Origin of the sequence: Luteimonas changyuni, assembly GCF_039548395.1 — a bacterium.
In the GTDB taxonomy this organism is placed as follows: domain Bacteria; phylum Pseudomonadota; class Gammaproteobacteria; order Xanthomonadales; family Xanthomonadaceae; genus Luteimonas.
This window is the reverse complement of the sequence record NZ_JBCLUZ010000007.1, coordinates 39,179-55,014: the sequence shown is the minus strand read 5'-3', so window position 1 is coordinate 55,014 and position 15,836 is coordinate 39,179. Positions and strand designations below refer to the sequence as shown.

The window sequence follows — 15,836 nt, the reverse complement described above, 5'->3', positions numbered from 1 at the left end:
AAACCATTGCAAACTCCGAATACCAAGACAGAATATGCGGGAGACACACGGCGGGTGCTAACGTTCGTCGTGAAAAGGGAAACAACCCAGACCCACAGCTAAGGTCCCAAATTCCATGCTGAGTGGAAAACCATGTGGAAAGGCACAGACAGCCAGGAGGTTGGCTTAGAAGCAGCCATCCTTTAAAGAAAGCGTAATAGCTCACTGGTCGAGTCGGTCTGCGGGGAAGATTTAACGGGGCTAAGCATGGAACCGAAGCTTGGGGTGCATCACTTTGTGATGCGCGGTAGAGGAGCGTTCCGTAAGCCGTTGAAGGTGGATTGAGAAGTCTGCTGGAGGTATCGGAAGTGCGAATGCTGACATGAGTAACGATAATGGGGGTGAAAAGCCCCCACGCCGAAAGCCCAAGGTTTCCTTGCGCAACGTTAATCGACGCAGGGTGAGTCGGCCCCTAAGGCGAGGCAGAAATGCGTAGTCGATGGGAAGCTGGTTAATATTCCAGCACCTCGCACAAGTGCGATGGAGGGACGGAGAAGGTTAGGTCTACCAGGCGTTGGTTGTCCTGGGGAAAGGAGGTAGGTTTGGGTCTTTGGCAAATCCGGGACCCTTCAAGACCGAGCACCGAGACGAGCTCATTAGAGCGAAGTGACTGATACCACGCTTCCAGGAAAAGCTCCTAAGCTTCAGCTTGTGCAGACCGTACCGTAAACCGACACAGGTGGGTAGGATGAGAATTCTCAGGCGCTTGAGAGAACTCGGGTGAAGGAACTAGGCAAAATGGTACCGTAACTTCGGGAGAAGGTACGCCCTCTTTGGTGGCCACATGCGTGGCTGAGCTGAGGAGGGCCGCAGATACCAGGCCGCTGCGACTGTTTATCAAAAACACAGGACTCTGCAAACACGAAAGTGGACGTATAGGGTCTGACGCCTGCCCGGTGCCGGAAGGTTAATTGATGGGGTCAGCCGCAAGGCGAAGCTCTTGATCGAAGCCCCGGTAAACGGCGGCCGTAACTATAACGGTCCTAAGGTAGCGAAATTCCTTGTCGGGTAAGTTCCGACCTGCACGAATGGCGTAACGATGGCGGCACTGTCTCCACCCGAGACTCAGTGAAATTGAAATCGCTGTGAAGATGCAGCGTTCCCGTGGCAAGACGGAAAGACCCCGTGAACCTTTACTATAGCTTTACACTGAACGTTGAGTTCGTCTGTGTAGGATAGGTGGGAGGCTGTGAAACCCTGGCGCTAGCTGGGGTGGAGCCAACCTTGAAATACCACCCTGTCGTGCTTGACGTTCTAACCTAGGTCCGTTATCCGGATCGGGGACCGTGTATGGTGGGTAGTTTGACTGGGGCGGTCTCCTCCCAAAGAGTAACGGAGGAGCTCGAAGGTACGCTCAGCGCGGTCGGACATCGCGCACTGTGTGCAAAGGCATAAGCGTGCTTGACTGCAAGATCGACGGATCAAGCAGGTACGAAAGTAGGACTTAGTGATCCGGTGGTTCTGTATGGAAGGGCCATCGCTCAACGGATAAAAGGTACTCCGGGGATAACAGGCTGATACCGCCCAAGAGTTCATATCGACGGCGGTGTTTGGCACCTCGATGTCGGCTCATCACATCCTGGGGCTGTAGCCGGTCCCAAGGGTATGGCTGTTCGCCATTTAAAGTGGTACGCGAGCTGGGTTCAGAACGTCGTGAGACAGTTCGGTCCCTATCTGCCATGGGCGTTGGAGATTTGAGAGGGGCTGCTCCTAGTACGAGAGGACCGGAGTGGACGAACCTCTGGTGTTCCGGTTGTCACGCCAGTGGCATTGCCGGGTAGCTACGTTCGGAAGCGATAACCGCTGAAAGCATCTAAGCGGGAAGCGCGCCTCAAGATGAGATCTCCCGGGGCACAAGCCCCCTGAAGGAACCATCAAGACTAGGTGGTTGATAGGCTGGGTGTGTAAGCACAGCAATGTGTTGAGCTAACCAGTACTAATGATCCGTGTGGCTTGACCATATAACCTCAAGTGGCCTTGGACTCGACGACGCGTCGATGTTCGACCCAAAAGTTCGCTACGTCCCTATTTATTCGCCAACGGCGGAGCTGATTTCCGGCTCTGTTCCGAGGCAAACCAACGAGAGCGTGTGCGCGTCAAGCCGGTAACGGCCCGCGACCCTCCACCCTCTCCCTGGTGACAATAGCTGTATGGAACCACCCGATCCCATTCCGAACTCGGAAGTGAAACGTACATGCGCCGATGGTAGTGTGCATCTAGCATGCGAGAGTAGGTCATCGCCAGGGTTTTACCCCAAAACCCCGCAGCCACGGCTGCGGGGTTTTTCTTTGTGTATCATCCGTGCGGCCTTGCCTAGACGGGCCACCTCCGATAACGTGGGCGACCTTTCAAGACCGGTGAATCCAATGCGTCGTGCCGCCAGTTTGTTGTTTGCCGCCAGTTGCCTCCTGGCGCTGTCGCCAAGTTCTGATGCCGCCGAGCTGGGGCGCGTGGATGTCCAGGGTGCGGTAGGCATGTGCAGGGCGATTACGCAGGCCGACGCGGCCGGCATTCGCTACAGGCCCCTGGCGCTGGCCAACGAGTCCAGTGGAATTGCCCGCGTCGCCTGCAGCTGGCAGGGCGACGACAGCCCCCAGACGGTGCGCGCGGCCAAGCGGCTCGCGGTCACCATCAGCAATTTCGGTGTCGTGCCGGTCGAGGTGAGCTGCACCCTGGTCAACGGCCACCAGACGGGTGCCCTTGTCTATGCGAGCTACACACCCAAGACGGTGGCCATTGCCGCGGGTGCTTCGGCCGAGCTTGCGTGGCTTCCGGGCGACGTCGCGAATTCCAAGCCTTCCGGCATCGACAGGCCGTCGGTGAGCTGCCTGCTTCCGCCGCAGGCGGCGATGATGCACACCACCCGCGAGTACAACGAAAATGTCGGCGCCTGAGGTGCGCGCGGGCGCGCCGCTGGCGGCAACCGCACTGTTCGCGGCGCTCGTGGTCGCTGCGCCGGCCTTTTCGCTCGACGCACGCAGTGCGGAAGTCTCCCGCTATGATTTCCAGGGGGCGGCCGCGATCTGCCAGCCCGCGACCGCCGCCTACGGGCAGTCCGTGCGCTCGCGTCCATTGGCCGTGGTCAACGAAGGCACCAGCAACACCTTCGTGACCTGCGCGCTGCGCGGTGATCCGCGCCCTGGTGGCCGTGGCGCGATGAAGGTCCTGGTTGAAACCGGGGCTCCCGTCGGCAGGAACGGCATCGTGTCCTGCACATTCGTCGACGGCACCCAGCACGGCAATGTGGTCGACGCGGTGTATCGCACAAAATCCGCCAGTGTCGCGGCCGGAAGCCGCGGCGTTACGCTGACCTGGCAGCCGGTCGAGATCGCCGGTGCACCCGAGCACATCTTCCGGCCGGCCGTGCAGTGCATGCTCAGCCCAGGGATTGCGTTGCACTACCTCAGCGTGACCTACGACGAAGACGTCGGTAGCTGAGGGGTCCCGCCCGGACCGTAACGCGCGGTAATTCCGCGCTCAGCGTACCCGCGGCGGCGTTCCGCCGACGATCACCACGTCGGCGGGGCGACGCGCGAACAGTCCGACGCTGACCACGCCCGGCACCTGGTTGAGCATTCGCTCCAGCGCCATCGGGTCGGTGATCGACAGGCCATGGATGTCGATCACCCAGTTGCCGTTGTCGGTCACCGTGCCCTGGCGCCAGACCGGTTGGCCGCCGGTCAGCGCCACGATCTCGCGTCCGACCAGGCTCCGCGCCATCGGGATCACTTCAACCGGCAGCGGAAAGCGGCCCAATACGGCAACCTCTTTCGAGGGGTCGATGATGCAGACAAAGGTTTTAGCCGCTTCGGCGATGATCTTTTCGCGGGTGAGCGCAGCGCCGCCACCCTTGATCAGGCGCTTGCCCGGATCGCATTCGTCGGCGCCGTCAACGTAAAGCGGGATCGGGCCGCAGGCATTCAGGTCCAGGACCTCGATGCCGTGCCCGCGTAGTCGTTCCGTGCTCTGGTCCGAGCTCGACACCGCGCCGGCGATGCGGTCGCGGATGCCGGCAAGCGCGTCGATGAAGAACGCTACGGTCGATCCGGTGCCCACGCCCACCACCATGCCGTCTTCGACGTAGTCCAAGGCCTTTTCGCCGGCCAGGCGCTTGGCTTCGCTCATTTCGGCTCCATCGCCAGCAGGATCTTCCACTGCGCGGCGCCTACCGGCAGCACCGACAGGCGGGTGCCCTTGCGGATCAGCGCGAAGTCCTCGCCCAGGGATTCCGAGCGACCGCGGATGGCTTCAAGCGTGACGGGTGCGGCGAGCCTGCGTACGAAGCCGACGTCGACCAGCATCCAGCGCGGCTCCTGCGGGCTCGCCTTGGGATCGAAGTATTTCGACTGGCGGTCGAACTGCGTCGGATCCGGATAGGGCGCGCTCGCGACCTCGGCAATTCCGTAGATGCCGGGCACCTTGCAGTTGGAGTGGTAGAACAACACGCCGTCACCGATCTGCATGCCGTCGCGCATGAAATTGCGCGCCTGGTAGTTGCGCACGCCGGTCCATGGCTCGGTGCCGACCCGTTCAAGGTCGTCGATCGAGAAGTCCTCGGGCTCGGACTTCATCAGCCAGTATCGTTTGCGCGTGCGGGTGGTCATGTCGGTCGGAAATGGGTGGATTGATCGGTGCAGACCGCGTCGAGCTGGACGTCCCACTCTTCGCTGGGAAGGTCTTCGTCGACGCGCTGGAATTCAAACGCAGCGCCGACCAGCCGCGGTGGCGCGGATTGCCGATGCCGGAAGGCGAAGCTGCGATCGTACCAGCCGCCGCCCATGCCAAGCCGGTGGCAGCGGGTGTCGAACGCGACCAGGGGCACGACCACAAGGTCCAGCGCCGCTGGCTCTAGGAGTGCCCCGGGCGCAAGCGCGGGCTCCGGTATGCCGTAGCGATTGGGTACAACGGGTTCGCCCGGGCGCCACGGGCCGAAGCGCAGGCAGCCGTCGTCCTGCAGCACCGGCAGGCAATAGATGCAGTCGGCGGGAAGCCGCAGCTGCCAGACATGTAGGGCGATTTCACCGTCGGCGGCCCAGTAGCCGGCGACAGTGGCGCCGGGTACAAGCGGCAGCGAAAGCAGCTGTCCGGCAAGCGCGCTGGCCGAGCCGATGCGTGCCGCCGGGGGAACCCCACGTCGCCGCTCGCGCATGAGGCGGCGCGTGTGGCCGCGGTCTGGTGGACTCACGTCACGTGCGGCGCAAGGCTCGCCGCCGGGAGTCGGAAAAGAGATACGCCCTCCACCATGTCGATGCATACCAAACGACCTTGAACCCGGGGTTCAAGTGGAGACGCTTGGCTGCCGTCGGGCTTTCCGCTCGGGGGCGGACATGCACGCCAGGCTACCGTCGCGTCCCCGTGGTCGTGATTAAGGGACAAGGCGAATGTTTGTGTACGCCGTCGGTCACGGCAGAGGACGCAGGTGCAGTATACCCCCTGGTCCTGCGGCCCGAAGGCCATCCGTCGGTGGACGTTCACCTTGGGCCGGTCCGCCCGGTCGCTGCGTTCGCCTTCACGCATCGAGCAGCGCATCGAGCTTCAGCTCCAGCGCCGACAGCGCATCGGCCAGTTGCCGGTCGCGACGTTCCGCATCCCTGCGCAGCTGTTCGAGTTCGTGCGCCAGGTTGAGTGCGGCAAGCACCGCGACGCGATCGATCGCGGCCATGCGGTTGGCACCGCGCACCTCGCGCATGCGCGCATCCAGCACGCGTGCCGCGGCCATGAGGCCCTCCACTTCGCCGGCACCCACGCCAACGGTGTACTCGCGATCAAGCACCCGTACGCTGACCGCCTCGGTACTGCTCACGTGTGCTGCTCCAGCGACTTGAGGTGCGCGATCATCGCCTCGACCCGGCTGCGCGCCTGTTCGTTCCTGGTCAGCAGCTGGGACCGTTCCCCCGAGGCCTGTTCATGCTGCTGGCGGAGGCTGCGGTTTTCCTCGCCCAGCCGGCGCGTGCGCAGCGCGAGCTCGTCGAAGCGTTCTGAAAGCCGCCGCAGCTGGGCAAGTACGTCCGGAGTGTCCATCAGCGGCACGATAGCAGGCGGGCGGGAGTGGTCAAGGCGTGCCGATGGTGCTGGCAGTGGCGGGCGCCGCGGATTGCCGATGGTTGTGGAAGTAGGCCATGCAGGACACCGCGTCCAGGGGCTGCGACACCCAGAAGCCCTGGATCTCGTCGCAGTCGTTGCGGGCCAGGAACCGCGCCTGGTCCGCGGTCTCCACCCCTTCGGCCACCACGGTCAGGCCGAGTCCGTGCGCCATCGCGATCACCGTGGTCGTGATCGACGCGCCTTCGCGGTCGTTGCAGACGTCGGCGATGAACGTCTTGTCGATCTTGATCGTGGTGATCGGCAGTCGCTTCAGGTAGGCAAGCGACGAGTAGCCGGTGCCGAAATCGTCGATCGCCAGCGAAACGCCCAGCTCGCGGAAGGCCTGCAGCTTGTGCGCGGTCTGCGCGGCGTTGGCCATGAGCATGCTTTCGGTCAGTTCCAGTTCCAGGGCCTGCGCCGGTATGCCGGTATCGTCCAGCACGCCGCGCACGACGTCGGCGAAGTCGCCGCGCAACAGCTGCAGCACCGACATGTTCACCGATACCCGGACATCGGACAGGCCATGGTCGCGCCAGCGGCGGGCCGCCAGGCAGGCCTCGCGCAGGACCCATTCGCCGATCTCGAGGATCATGCCGTTCTCTTCGGCAAGCGGGATGAAGTCGGCCGGCGGGATCTCGCCGTGCTCGGGGCTGGTCCAGCGCAGCAGCGCTTCGGCGCCGGTGATGCGTGAAGACGCCAAGGCCTGCCGTGGCTGGTAGACCACCCGGAGTTCGCCGCGGTCGAGCGCCTTGTGCAGCGCGCCGGCGAGGATCGCGCGCCGGCGGATCGCGGCTTCCATGCTGTCGTCGTAGCGCATCCAGGTGCGGCGGCCGGCGGCCTTGGCCTGGTACATGGCGGCATCGGCGCGCTTGAGGAGTTCGGTGGGCACCTGGGCGTGGTCTGGATACAGGCTGACGCCGATCGAGGCCGATACCGAAACCTCCTGGCCGTCTTCGGGAACCAGTGGCGCCTCGAACGCCATGATGATCTCCCGCGCCACGCGCTCGGCGTCCTCGGGTACGGCCAGCCCCTCGAGGATCACCGTGAACTCGTCGCCCGCCAGCCGGGCCACGGTCTGCCCCGGGCCGACGGCCTGCTGCAGGCGGGCCGCCGCCGCGCGCAGGATGCGGTCGCCGACGGCGTGGCCAAGCGAATCGTTGATGTCCTTGAAGCGGTCGAGGTCGAGGAACAGCACGGCGACCCGGGAGCCGTCGCGCCGGGCATGGACGATCGCGCGCGACAGGCGCTCTGCAAGCAGCGAACGGTTGGGCAGGTTGGTCAGCGAATCGAAGTTGGCCACGTAGCGCAGCTCTTCCTCGGCGCGCTTCTGCAGAGTGATGTCGCTGAGCATCAGCACGTGCATGCGTTCGCCGCCGGCGTCGCCTTCACGCACGGTGGCGGCCTCCACGGCGCAGAGGAGCTCCTCGCCGTTGCTTTCCCGCTGCCACATTTCGCCCGACCAGCGGCCGTCGCGCCGGAGGGCCTCGCGCATGATGCGTCCGCGGGTGTGGTCGTGCCGGACGCTGTCGAGGACCTCCATGCCGCGCCCGATGACATCGGCCGCGCCGTGGCCGGTGATGTGCGTGAACGCGGGATTCACCGAAAGGAACCGGAAGCGGTCGTCAAGGACCGCGACCGCCTCGTTCATGCTGCGCAGCACTTCGCTGGCGATGCGGTTCTCGCGCTCCACCGCGCGGGTGGCACTGATGTCGAGCGAGGTTCCGGCCACCCGCAGGATGGCGCCGTCGGCCTGGCGCTCGACCGCGCGGCCGCGGGCCCTGATCCAGGTCCACTGGCCCTGGGTCGACGCCGGGCTGTCGGCGCGGACCCGGTGTTCGGACGAAAACTCCGCGGTCTCGCCGGCGGCGTAACGATGCATGGCGTCGACAACGCCCGGCAGGTCGTCGGGATGGATCACGGCGGCCGGCTCCGCCTGCTCGGAGCTGAAATCGTGCCTGCGGCCATCGCCCTCGTGGCGGGCGACCAGGTATTGCAGGCGCGCGCTCGGGACATGGAAGTCCCAATAGCGCTGGCCGCTCGCCCACAGGGCCAGGCGAAAGCTCTGCTCGCGCGCCTGCAGCGATGCCACCAGGCTGCGCGCCCTTCGCGCACGCACGGCAAGGACGCCGCAGGCCACGGCCAGCAGCATCGCCGCGATGATCACAGGTCCAGCTCCACCGGCCACGGGCAAGGCGGCTCTCCCCACCGCCTCCCCTGGCGGACATCGCAGTGTATGCGCGCGCGCGCGCCGGCAACAAGCCGCGCCCGGCGGTACACTGCCGTGGTCCATCGCAGACTCCGTGCCATGTCCGAAAAATCATTGCCTACCCTGTCCGAAGTCGAACAGGCCTGCCGCGAGTCCGGCCTCGCCACGCCCGCGCCCGAACTGCACGGCAGCCTTTGCGGCTGGCTGGCCGGTGGTGGCGACGCCGCGGGCAACTGGCTGGCCCGGGTGATGGTGGACGACAGCCTCCCGGCCCCGGCCGAAGGCTCGGTGCTGGCGCGCCTGCAGTCGGCAACGCGAAGCCAGTTCGAAGACCGCGAGTTCGGGCTGGTCCTGCTCGGCCCCGACGACGACGCCTCCCTGGCCGCGCGCAGCGGCGCCCTGTTCGACTGGTGCCGCGGTTTCGTTGGCGCGTTCGGCCTCGCCGCCGGTGGCGGGGCGAAGCTTTCCGAGGAGGGCGAGGAAGCCCTTGCCGACCTCGCACGCCTGGCGCGCGCCACCGCCCAGGATGACGGTGACGAGGAAGACGAAGCCGCACTGGCCGAGATCGAAGAGTTCGTCCGCGTCGCCGCACTGCTCCTGCACGGAGATTGCGCGCTGGCCGCTCGCCACCGCAACAGCCTCAACTGAGATCCGCTGCATGGCTTTTGCCGTACCGACCAGCAGCTGCAAGCGTCGCCGCCGCCAGCTCATGCGGATGGCCGGTGATGACGCGATCATCATCCTTCCCGCCGCGCCCGAGCGTGTGCGCAGCCGCGACACCTTCCATCCCTACCGGCCGGACTCCGACGTCCTGTACCTCAGCGGGTTCGACGAGCCCGAAGCGGTCCTGGTGCTCGTGCCCGGCCGCAAGCACGGCGAAAGCCTGCTGTTCTGCCGCGAACGCGATGCCGCGCGCGAGGCCTGGGACGGCTCGCGCGTCGGCCCCGAAGGCGCCCCGGACGCACTTGGCATCGACGACGCCTACGCCATCGACGACATCGACGACATCCTGCCCGGGCTGATCGAAGGCCGCCGCCGCGTCTACTACCACTTCGGCCGCGACACCGACTTCGATCTCAAGCTGATCGGCTGGGTCAACAGCGTCCGCGCCCAGGTCCGCCATGGTGCGCAGCCGCCGCACGAATTCCTCGAGCTCGGCCACCTGCTCGACGAGATGCGCCTGTTCAAGGGCGCCGACGAGCTGCGGCTGATGCGCCGCGCCGCGGCGATCAGCGTGCAGGCGCACGAAGCGGTGATGCGCGCGGTGCGCGCCGGCATGCGCGAATACGAGCTGCAGGCCGAACTCGAGCGCGTGTTCCGCGCCGCCGGTGCCGAGCCGGCCTATTCCAGCATCATCGGCGCGGGTGCCAATGGCTGCGTGCTGCACTACCGCGGCAACCGCGCCACGGTGCGCCGCGGCGAACTGGTGCTGGTCGACGCCGGCGCCGAACATCGGGGCTATGCCGCCGACATCACCCGGACCTTCCCGGTCGACGGCCGCTTCAGCCGCGAGCAGCGGACGCTGCACGACCTGGTCGATGCCGCCTACGCCGCGGCGCTCGCGCAGGCGCGGCCCGGCGTGCCCTACGAGGCCGGCCACCTGGCCGCCGTGGAGGTGCTCACCGAGGGCATGCTCTCGCTGGGACTGCTGAAGGGCACGCTGCGCAAGGCGCTGGCGGACGAGGCCTACAAGCGCTACTACCCGCACAAGACCGGCCACTGGATCGGCCTGGACGTGCACGACGTGGGCGACTACCGCATCGACGGCGAATCGCGCCTGCTCGAGCCGGGCATGGTCTACACCATCGAGCCCGGCATCTACATCCCGCCGGGCGACACCGGCGTTGCCGCCAAGTGGCGCGGCATCGGCATCCGCACCGAAGACGACGTGGCCATCACCCGTGACGGCCATGAGGTGCTGACCGCGGGGCTGGCGCGCAGCGCCGACGAGATCGAAGCGTTCATGGCGGGCTGACTGCCGGCACGGGCGACCGCCCATGCCGGCGCTCCTTTGTTCGGCGCGGGGCGGCGCTCAGCCCAGGGCGGCGAACTCTTCGCGGGTCAGGTTCACCGGTTCGCCGTCCGTGCACACCACGTTGTCCTCGATGCGCACCCCGCCGAAAGGACGGAAGGCATCCACGCGGTCCCAGTCCACCAGGCGGGCGTTGTCGCTGGCCTTGAGGTCCTCGAGCAGCATGTCGCCGAAGTACAGGCCGGGCTCGATCGTCACCACCATGCCCGGCGCCAGCTCACGCGTCAGCCGCAGATAGGGATGGCCCTCGGGCTTGCCGATGCTGCCGCCGGCGTCGGAGGCGGCGAAGCCGGCGACATCGTGCACCTGCAGGCCCAGGCCGTGGCCGATGCCGTGGGGGAAAAAGCTCGCGCTGAGGCCCGACGCAACGGCCTCCTCGGCACCGCAGGTGATCACGCCGAATTCCTTCAGCACGCCCGACAGGGCCAGGTGCGCGTCGAGGTGCAGCTGCCGGTAGTCGACGCCGGCGCGGACCTGGTCGCACATGGCCAGCTCGGCGCGATCAACGGCGTCGATGAAGGCCTGGAACTCGCTTTCACGATCCAGCGCGTGGGTGCGGGTGATGTCGGCCGCGTAGCCGGCGTGGCCGGCGCCGGCATCGAGCAGGAAGCTCAGCACCGGCTTCGGCGGCAGGCGGTCGCGCTCGGTGTAGTGCAGCACCGCACCATGGCCGTTGAGGGCGACGATGCTGCCGTAGGGCAGGTCGTTGGCGTCCTGGCCCACCGCCTGGCAATAGGCCAGGTGGATGCCGAACTCGCTGGCTCCGGCGCGGAAGGCGCGCTCGGCGGCGCGGTGGCCGCGGACCGCGCGCCGGTTGGCTTCGCGCAGCATGGCCAGTTCGTAGGGCGTCTTGTAGGCGCGGTGGTAGTCGAGGTAGTCGAGCACCGGCTGCGGATTGTTGGGCGCGAAGGCGCCGTAGCGGCCGAGCGCGCTCTGCGCCTCGCCGAGGATGGCGCAGCGGGTGGCGTCCCGCGGCAGGTGCTGCAGGGCCTCGTCGGGCGTGCGCACGACGGTGATGTCGAAATGTTCGACCCAGTCGCCGGACGGCGCCTCGGGCACCACGTGCCAGTAGTCGCGCGGCTGCAGGTAGACCAGCTTCGGGCGCGCGCCGGGCGTGGCCACCAGCCAGCTGCCGGGGTTGGCCAGCAGCGGCACCCAGGCCTTGAACTGCGGATTCACCGCATACGGATAGTCGCGGTCGTCGAAGAGCTGGTAATGCAGGGTGCCGCTGGGAACGACCAGGTGGTCGAAGCCGCCGCGCTCCAGCGCGATCGCGGTGCGCGCGGTCAGCGTCTCGATGTGGGCGGCGTACAGGGATGCGGTGGTCTGGGTGGTCATGGCGGATACGCAGGCGGGGTTGGCCCCATTTTGCCGCATCGGCCGGATCGTCGCCGGGCCCGCTATTCGTAGCGGCTTCCGGGCGCGTCGATCCACGCGCGCAGCGGCCGCGCCTGCAGTTCGGTGATGCCGAGGAACCTGAAACCGGCCCAGGTCTGGCCGGGCGCGCTGGCCTGGTCCATCCACAGCAGATGGGCGCCGATCTCGACGCTGGACTCGTCGTCGCCTTCTGTCGGCAGGCTGAAGCGGAACTGGTACAGGGCGTCGTCGACCAGCGGCGTCCCGGCCATCAGCAGCATGCCGGTTTCCGAAAGGTTGCCGATCCGCCCGACCACGCGTTCGGTCATGGCGTCGATCACCAGGATGGTCGCGGGGGCCTTGCGTCGCCGGGCGCGCCGGAACTCGTTGATCATGCGTGCGAATCCGCGTCGAGGGGCAGGGCGTCGCTGCGCCCGGCGAAGCTGCGCAGGGTACGCAGCGCAGCCTGCCAGGCGCGGTCGACCAGCCGGCCGCGCTCCGCGGTGACGATGCGCGCCTGCCCGGCCGCCATCATCCGCGCCAGCGAATCCAGCGAATGCTCGCCGATGCGCTGTCCGCGCTGGTTCACGAACAGCGCGTTGTCGGTGACCGGGCTGAACCACGACATGCGGCGGCGGACGACGTCGCCCTGCTGGTTGGTGGTGAATTCGATCCACGCGCCGAAGGGCATCACCCGGAGCTGCTCGTAGCGCGCCTGCTCCTCGGGCGTGCGCGGCGGAAGGTCCGGGCGTCGCGCCCGTTCGGCGTCCTCGCCGAGCCGGGTGCGCGCCTTGAGCTTCATCGCCAGCTCGGTGCGCGATGCCGGGTCGTCCTCGTCGCTGCGGCTGCTGGTCAGGCGCGCGGCGATGATGCCGGCTTCGTCGGCGTGGTAGCCGACCTGCGACAGGGCGGCTTCGACGTGGGTCGTCAGCGCCGGATCGGCGAGTTCTTCACCGCGCGCGCAGGCGCTGATGATGCGTCGGGTGGCATCCAGCTGGGCCTGCCACTCGGGCGAATCCTCGCCCTGGCGAAGCAGGCTGAGGGTCAGGACATCGGTCCAGGCCTGGTTGAGCAGCGCCCGGGAGAATTTGGGGATCCGCTGGTCGCCGAGGAGCTTTTCGAGCACGGCCGCCGAGCGGAGCTTGGCGACCTCGAGCTTTTCCTTGCCACGGGCGGCTTCGACGTGCCGGCGCTCGAGCATTTCGGCCTTGCGCACCTGCGCCTGCAGGTGTGCCTGCAACTGCTCGTTGCTGGCCTCGAACACCTTGTTGTCGCCGTCGTACTTCTCGACGACCTGGCTGACCGCCTGCTGCAGCGGCAGCAGCAGCTGCGGGTCGACGTCGTCCTTGTCGAGCCAGCTTGCGGCGGTTTCGGCGACGGTGTTGAGGAGCTCGCGCGCCGGATGCGTGGCCTGGACGAAGAAGGCCTGGTCCTGCAGCGCGACGCGCAGCAGCGGCAGCTGCAGCCTGCGGATCAGGGCGGCAGCCGGGGCGTCGGTCCGGATCTCGCCTTCAAGCTGGCCGTACAGCAGGTGCAGGAGCTCGAAGGTGTCGTTGTCGCGCTGCGACAGGTTGGCGCCCTTGCCGTGGCGCTGGCGCGCCTGCGCCAGCAGCATCTGGCGCACGTCCATCAGGCTCGGCTTGGCACCACCGGGAGCGTCCGGCTGGCGCTGTATCGATCCCAGCGCGTCCATCAGCTCGCTGGTTCCCAGCGTTGCCATCGGGCCCGCGGGCCTGGTGGCACGCAGCTTGCCGATCAGGGCGCGGCGTCCGGCCAGCAGCTGCTGCAGGGCACCGTAGGACGCCTGCTCGTCGCTGCCGGCGAATGCGGTGGTGGTTTCCGCCATCCATCCGGTGTGCGGGCGTCCGGCGCCCGCAGGCCCCGGGCCTGCCGCCGACGGCTTCGACCCGCGCTGCGTGCCGCCACCGATGCCGCCATGGTCGCCAGCGCCGTTGCGCGCCCCCGCGCCCACTGCAGCATCACCCTGTCCGGCGTTCCGCGATGCGTTGTCCGCACTGCGCTGTTCAACCCCGCCCTCGCGCCCGGAGCCGCTGCGCCCGTCCGGCGCTCCGCGGGCGCCGCGGTGGCTGGACCGTCCCGGGGCCGCGCTCTCGGCGGCCTCCTCGGCCTGGTCGCGCGGCGAGGCGCGCAGCCGCGCGGGCACATAGGTCAGTCCCTTGAGGACGCCCGCCTGGTCGAGGGTGGCGTCGAGCTTCTCGAGCACCGGCGCGTAGTGGGCCATGACCATGCGGTCGAACAGCCGGTACAGCAGTTCGCGCGCCTCGGCCCCGAGCTGGAGGGCGTGGCAGGCGCTGCGCAGGGCGCGACACACCGCCTGCGGGCCAAGCGGCAGGCGTTCGGCGTCAGGCGCCGGTGTCCCGGCCAGTACGCCGAAGCGCTGGCCAAGCAGGTGCATCGGCAGGCTGGCGCGGCCTTCCTGCCGGATCGCGATCTCGCGCAGCAGGGTGTCCTCGTCGACCATCGAATCGTCGACCAGGCTCAGGATCCGTCCGGCGGCGGGCGCTGCTGGAAGCGGCTTCGCTTCGGCCACCTGCGGCGCGCGCAGCGTGGCCAGGCCGATCTCCAGCTCGAGCATGAACTGCGGCACCAGGTCGGAGCGGTTCACGCGGAAGCTGCGCAGCGCCTGCACGTAGGCGGACTCGGTGCCCGGGTGCGTGGAGCGCTCGGCCAGGCGGAACAGCTCCTGCTCGTACTCGTCGAGCATCGATGCCAGGTACGGATCGAGCTCCATCGACACGAGCTTCAACGCCGCGTCCAAGGCCTTGCGTACGCGCCTTGGGAGGTCGACGGCCGCAAGGCCGCGCCGACCCGGGCCATCGTTGGAATGTGTCGTCAATGGCATGAGTGTTCGCTGGTTCCCCTGTGGGTTTCATATCACGGGTATGGCGTGACGGCCAGCACGGAAATCGCGCCCCCGCGCGGCCACCCGGATGCAGCCCGGCCTCAGGCCAGGAACAGCGAGACCACATCGTTGCCCAAGCGCCGCCCGAGGAGGGTCGGGACCACGCGATCGCCGTCGATGCGGAGCCAGTCGCGAGCCACGGCGTCGGCAAGCTCGGAGGCGATCGCGGTGCGCGGCAGGCCGGTGCGGGCCTCGAAGTCGCCCAGGCTGAAACCTTCGTGCAGGCGCAGCGCATTGAGCATGTATTCGAAGGGCAGGCGGCCGCGCTCGACGTCCTCGTCGCCGCCCATCGCGGCCGCGGTGCCGGCGACGGACATCCACGCCGTCGGATGCTTGAGCTTCCAGCGCCGGCGCACGGTCCCGGTGGCGCCGAGGCTGATCTTGCCGTGCGCGCCGGCGCCGATGCCCAGATAGTCGCCGAAGCGCCAGTAGTTGAGGTTGTGCGCGCACTGCCGGCCGGGGCGCGCATAGGCGCTGACCTCGTAGTGGTCGAAACCGGCTTCGGCCAGCATCGCCTGGCAGTGCTCCTGCATGTCCCAGGCGGCGTCCTCGTCAGGGATCGCCTCCGGCGGGCGCGCGGCGAACAGGGTGTTCGGCTCCAGCGTGAGCTGGTAGTGCGAGACGTGCGTGGGCCGCAGTGCGAAGGCGCGCTCGAGGTCGCGCGCGGCGCCGGCCAGGTCCTGGCCCGGCAGCGCGTACATCAGGTCGATGTTGATGTTGTCGTAGCCGGCGTCCTGGGCAAGCTTCACCGCGGCCTCGGCTTCGCGACTGTCGTGGATGCGCCCGAGGCGCCGGAGGCAGCCGTCGTCGAAGCTCTGGATGCCGAAGCTGAGCCGGTTCACGCCGGCGGCGAGGTAGCCTTCGAAGCGCCCGTGCTCGGCGGTGCCCGGATTGGTCTCCAGCGTGATCTCGCAGCCGGGCGCGAAGCGCAGCCGCGCGCTGGCCTGCTGCAGGAAGTCGTCGATGGCATCGGCCGGGAACAGCGACGGCGTGCCGCCGCCGAAGAACACGCTGTGCACGGTGCGGCCCCAGGCCAGCGGCAGGTCGTGCTCGAGGTCGGCGATCAGCGCCTGCACGTAGCCGGCGAAGGGCAGGGCGCCACGCTGTTCGTGCGAATTGAAGTCGCAATAGGGACATTTGCGCACGCACCAGGGCAGGTGCACGTACAGCGACAGCGGCGGCGGCACCAGCATGGC

14 protein-coding genes, 2 rRNA genes and 1 other RNA gene are annotated in these 15,836 nt (G+C 67.6%); 6 read left to right on the top strand and 11 right to left on the bottom strand.

The features are described from left to right. The 4 genes from WCD84_RS04910 to WCD84_RS04895 all read left to right on the top strand — a co-directional run. Window positions 1–2,000: ribosomal RNA gene (locus WCD84_RS04910) — 23S ribosomal RNA — on the top strand; the annotation flags it as partial. 171 nt (window positions 2,001–2,171) lie between these two features. Beyond that, a 5S ribosomal RNA gene (rrf, locus tag WCD84_RS04905) occupies window positions 2,172–2,285 on the top strand. A 90-nt stretch (window positions 2,286–2,375) separates the two neighbouring features. After that, entirely contained in the window at window positions 2,376–2,933 is a 558-nt protein-coding gene (locus WCD84_RS04900) for a hypothetical protein (RefSeq protein ID WP_343280610.1), read from the top strand. Further along, the gene (locus WCD84_RS04895; RefSeq protein ID WP_343280609.1) at window positions 2,920–3,477 is read left to right on the top strand and encodes a hypothetical protein; all 558 of its coding nucleotides are present in this window, start codon (window positions 2,920–2,922) and stop codon (window positions 3,475–3,477) included. Before WCD84_RS04900 ends, WCD84_RS04895 begins: the two co-directional genes overlap by 14 nt. A 39-nt stretch (window positions 3,478–3,516) precedes the next feature. Here WCD84_RS04895 and rpiA read toward each other — a convergent pair whose 3' ends face one another. The 7 genes from rpiA to WCD84_RS04860 all read right to left on the bottom strand — a co-directional run bounded on the left by rpiA (window position 3,517) and on the right by WCD84_RS04860 (window position 8,287). Continuing rightward, window positions 3,517–4,164, bottom strand: coding sequence for a ribose-5-phosphate isomerase RpiA (gene rpiA, locus WCD84_RS04890; protein ID WP_343280608.1), 648 nt, complete (start codon window positions 4,162–4,164; stop codon window positions 3,517–3,519). Beyond that, the gene (locus WCD84_RS04885; protein ID WP_343279031.1) at window positions 4,161–4,643 is read right to left on the bottom strand and encodes an EVE domain-containing protein; all 483 of its coding nucleotides are present in this window, start codon (window positions 4,641–4,643) and stop codon (window positions 4,161–4,163) included. Before WCD84_RS04885 ends, rpiA begins: the two co-directional genes overlap by 4 nt. Further along, window positions 4,640–5,188, bottom strand: coding sequence for a 5-formyltetrahydrofolate cyclo-ligase (locus WCD84_RS04880; protein ID WP_343280615.1), 549 nt, complete (start codon window positions 5,186–5,188; stop codon window positions 4,640–4,642). The genes WCD84_RS04885 and WCD84_RS04880 overlap by 4 nt, the downstream gene beginning before the upstream one ends. Window positions 5,189–5,269: 81 nt before the next feature. Next, window positions 5,270–5,455, bottom strand: a non-coding RNA gene (gene ssrS, locus WCD84_RS04875) — 6S RNA. A 93-nt stretch (window positions 5,456–5,548) separates the two neighbouring features. After that, complete coding sequence (locus tag WCD84_RS04870) at window positions 5,549–5,842, bottom strand: cell division protein ZapA (RefSeq protein WP_343254727.1); 294 nt, start codon at window positions 5,840–5,842, stop codon at window positions 5,549–5,551. Next, window positions 5,839–6,060 (bottom strand): TIGR02449 family protein, encoded by a 222-nt coding sequence (locus tag WCD84_RS04865; RefSeq protein WP_343254726.1) that lies wholly within the window; start codon window positions 6,058–6,060, stop codon window positions 5,839–5,841. The genes WCD84_RS04870 and WCD84_RS04865 overlap by 4 nt, the downstream gene beginning before the upstream one ends. A 31-nt stretch (window positions 6,061–6,091) precedes the next feature. Further along, window positions 6,092–8,287 (bottom strand): putative bifunctional diguanylate cyclase/phosphodiesterase, encoded by a 2,196-nt coding sequence (locus WCD84_RS04860; protein WP_343280607.1) that lies wholly within the window; start codon window positions 8,285–8,287, stop codon window positions 6,092–6,094. Between the two features lie 141 nt (window positions 8,288–8,428). Here WCD84_RS04860 and WCD84_RS04855 point away from each other — a divergent pair, with 141 nt between their 5' ends. Further along, window positions 8,429–8,977: a UPF0149 family protein gene (locus WCD84_RS04855; RefSeq protein WP_343280606.1), complete on the top strand. Its 549-nt coding sequence runs from the start codon at window positions 8,429–8,431 to the stop codon at window positions 8,975–8,977. A gap of 10 nt (window positions 8,978–8,987) precedes the next feature. After that, entirely contained in the window at window positions 8,988–10,304 is a 1,317-nt protein-coding gene (locus WCD84_RS04850) for an aminopeptidase P N-terminal domain-containing protein (protein ID WP_343280605.1), read from the top strand. Between the two features lie 57 nt (window positions 10,305–10,361). Here WCD84_RS04850 and pepQ read toward each other — a convergent pair whose 3' ends face one another. From pepQ to hemW, 4 genes are all read right to left on the bottom strand, one after another. Then, window positions 10,362–11,699, bottom strand: coding sequence for a Xaa-Pro dipeptidase (gene pepQ, locus WCD84_RS04845; RefSeq protein ID WP_343280604.1), 1,338 nt, complete (start codon window positions 11,697–11,699; stop codon window positions 10,362–10,364). 62 nt (window positions 11,700–11,761) lie between these two features. Continuing rightward, entirely contained in the window at window positions 11,762–12,112 is a 351-nt protein-coding gene (locus WCD84_RS04840) for a PilZ domain-containing protein (RefSeq protein ID WP_343254721.1), read from the bottom strand. Further along, entirely contained in the window at window positions 12,109–14,574 is a 2,466-nt protein-coding gene (locus tag WCD84_RS04835; RefSeq protein WP_343280603.1) for a DUF1631 family protein, read from the bottom strand. The genes WCD84_RS04840 and WCD84_RS04835 overlap by 4 nt, the downstream gene beginning before the upstream one ends. Before the next feature lie 107 nt (window positions 14,575–14,681). Further along, entirely contained in the window at window positions 14,682–15,833 is a 1,152-nt protein-coding gene (gene hemW, locus WCD84_RS04830; RefSeq protein WP_343254719.1) for a radical SAM family heme chaperone HemW, read from the bottom strand. Between the last annotated feature and the right edge of the window lie 3 nt (window positions 15,834–15,836).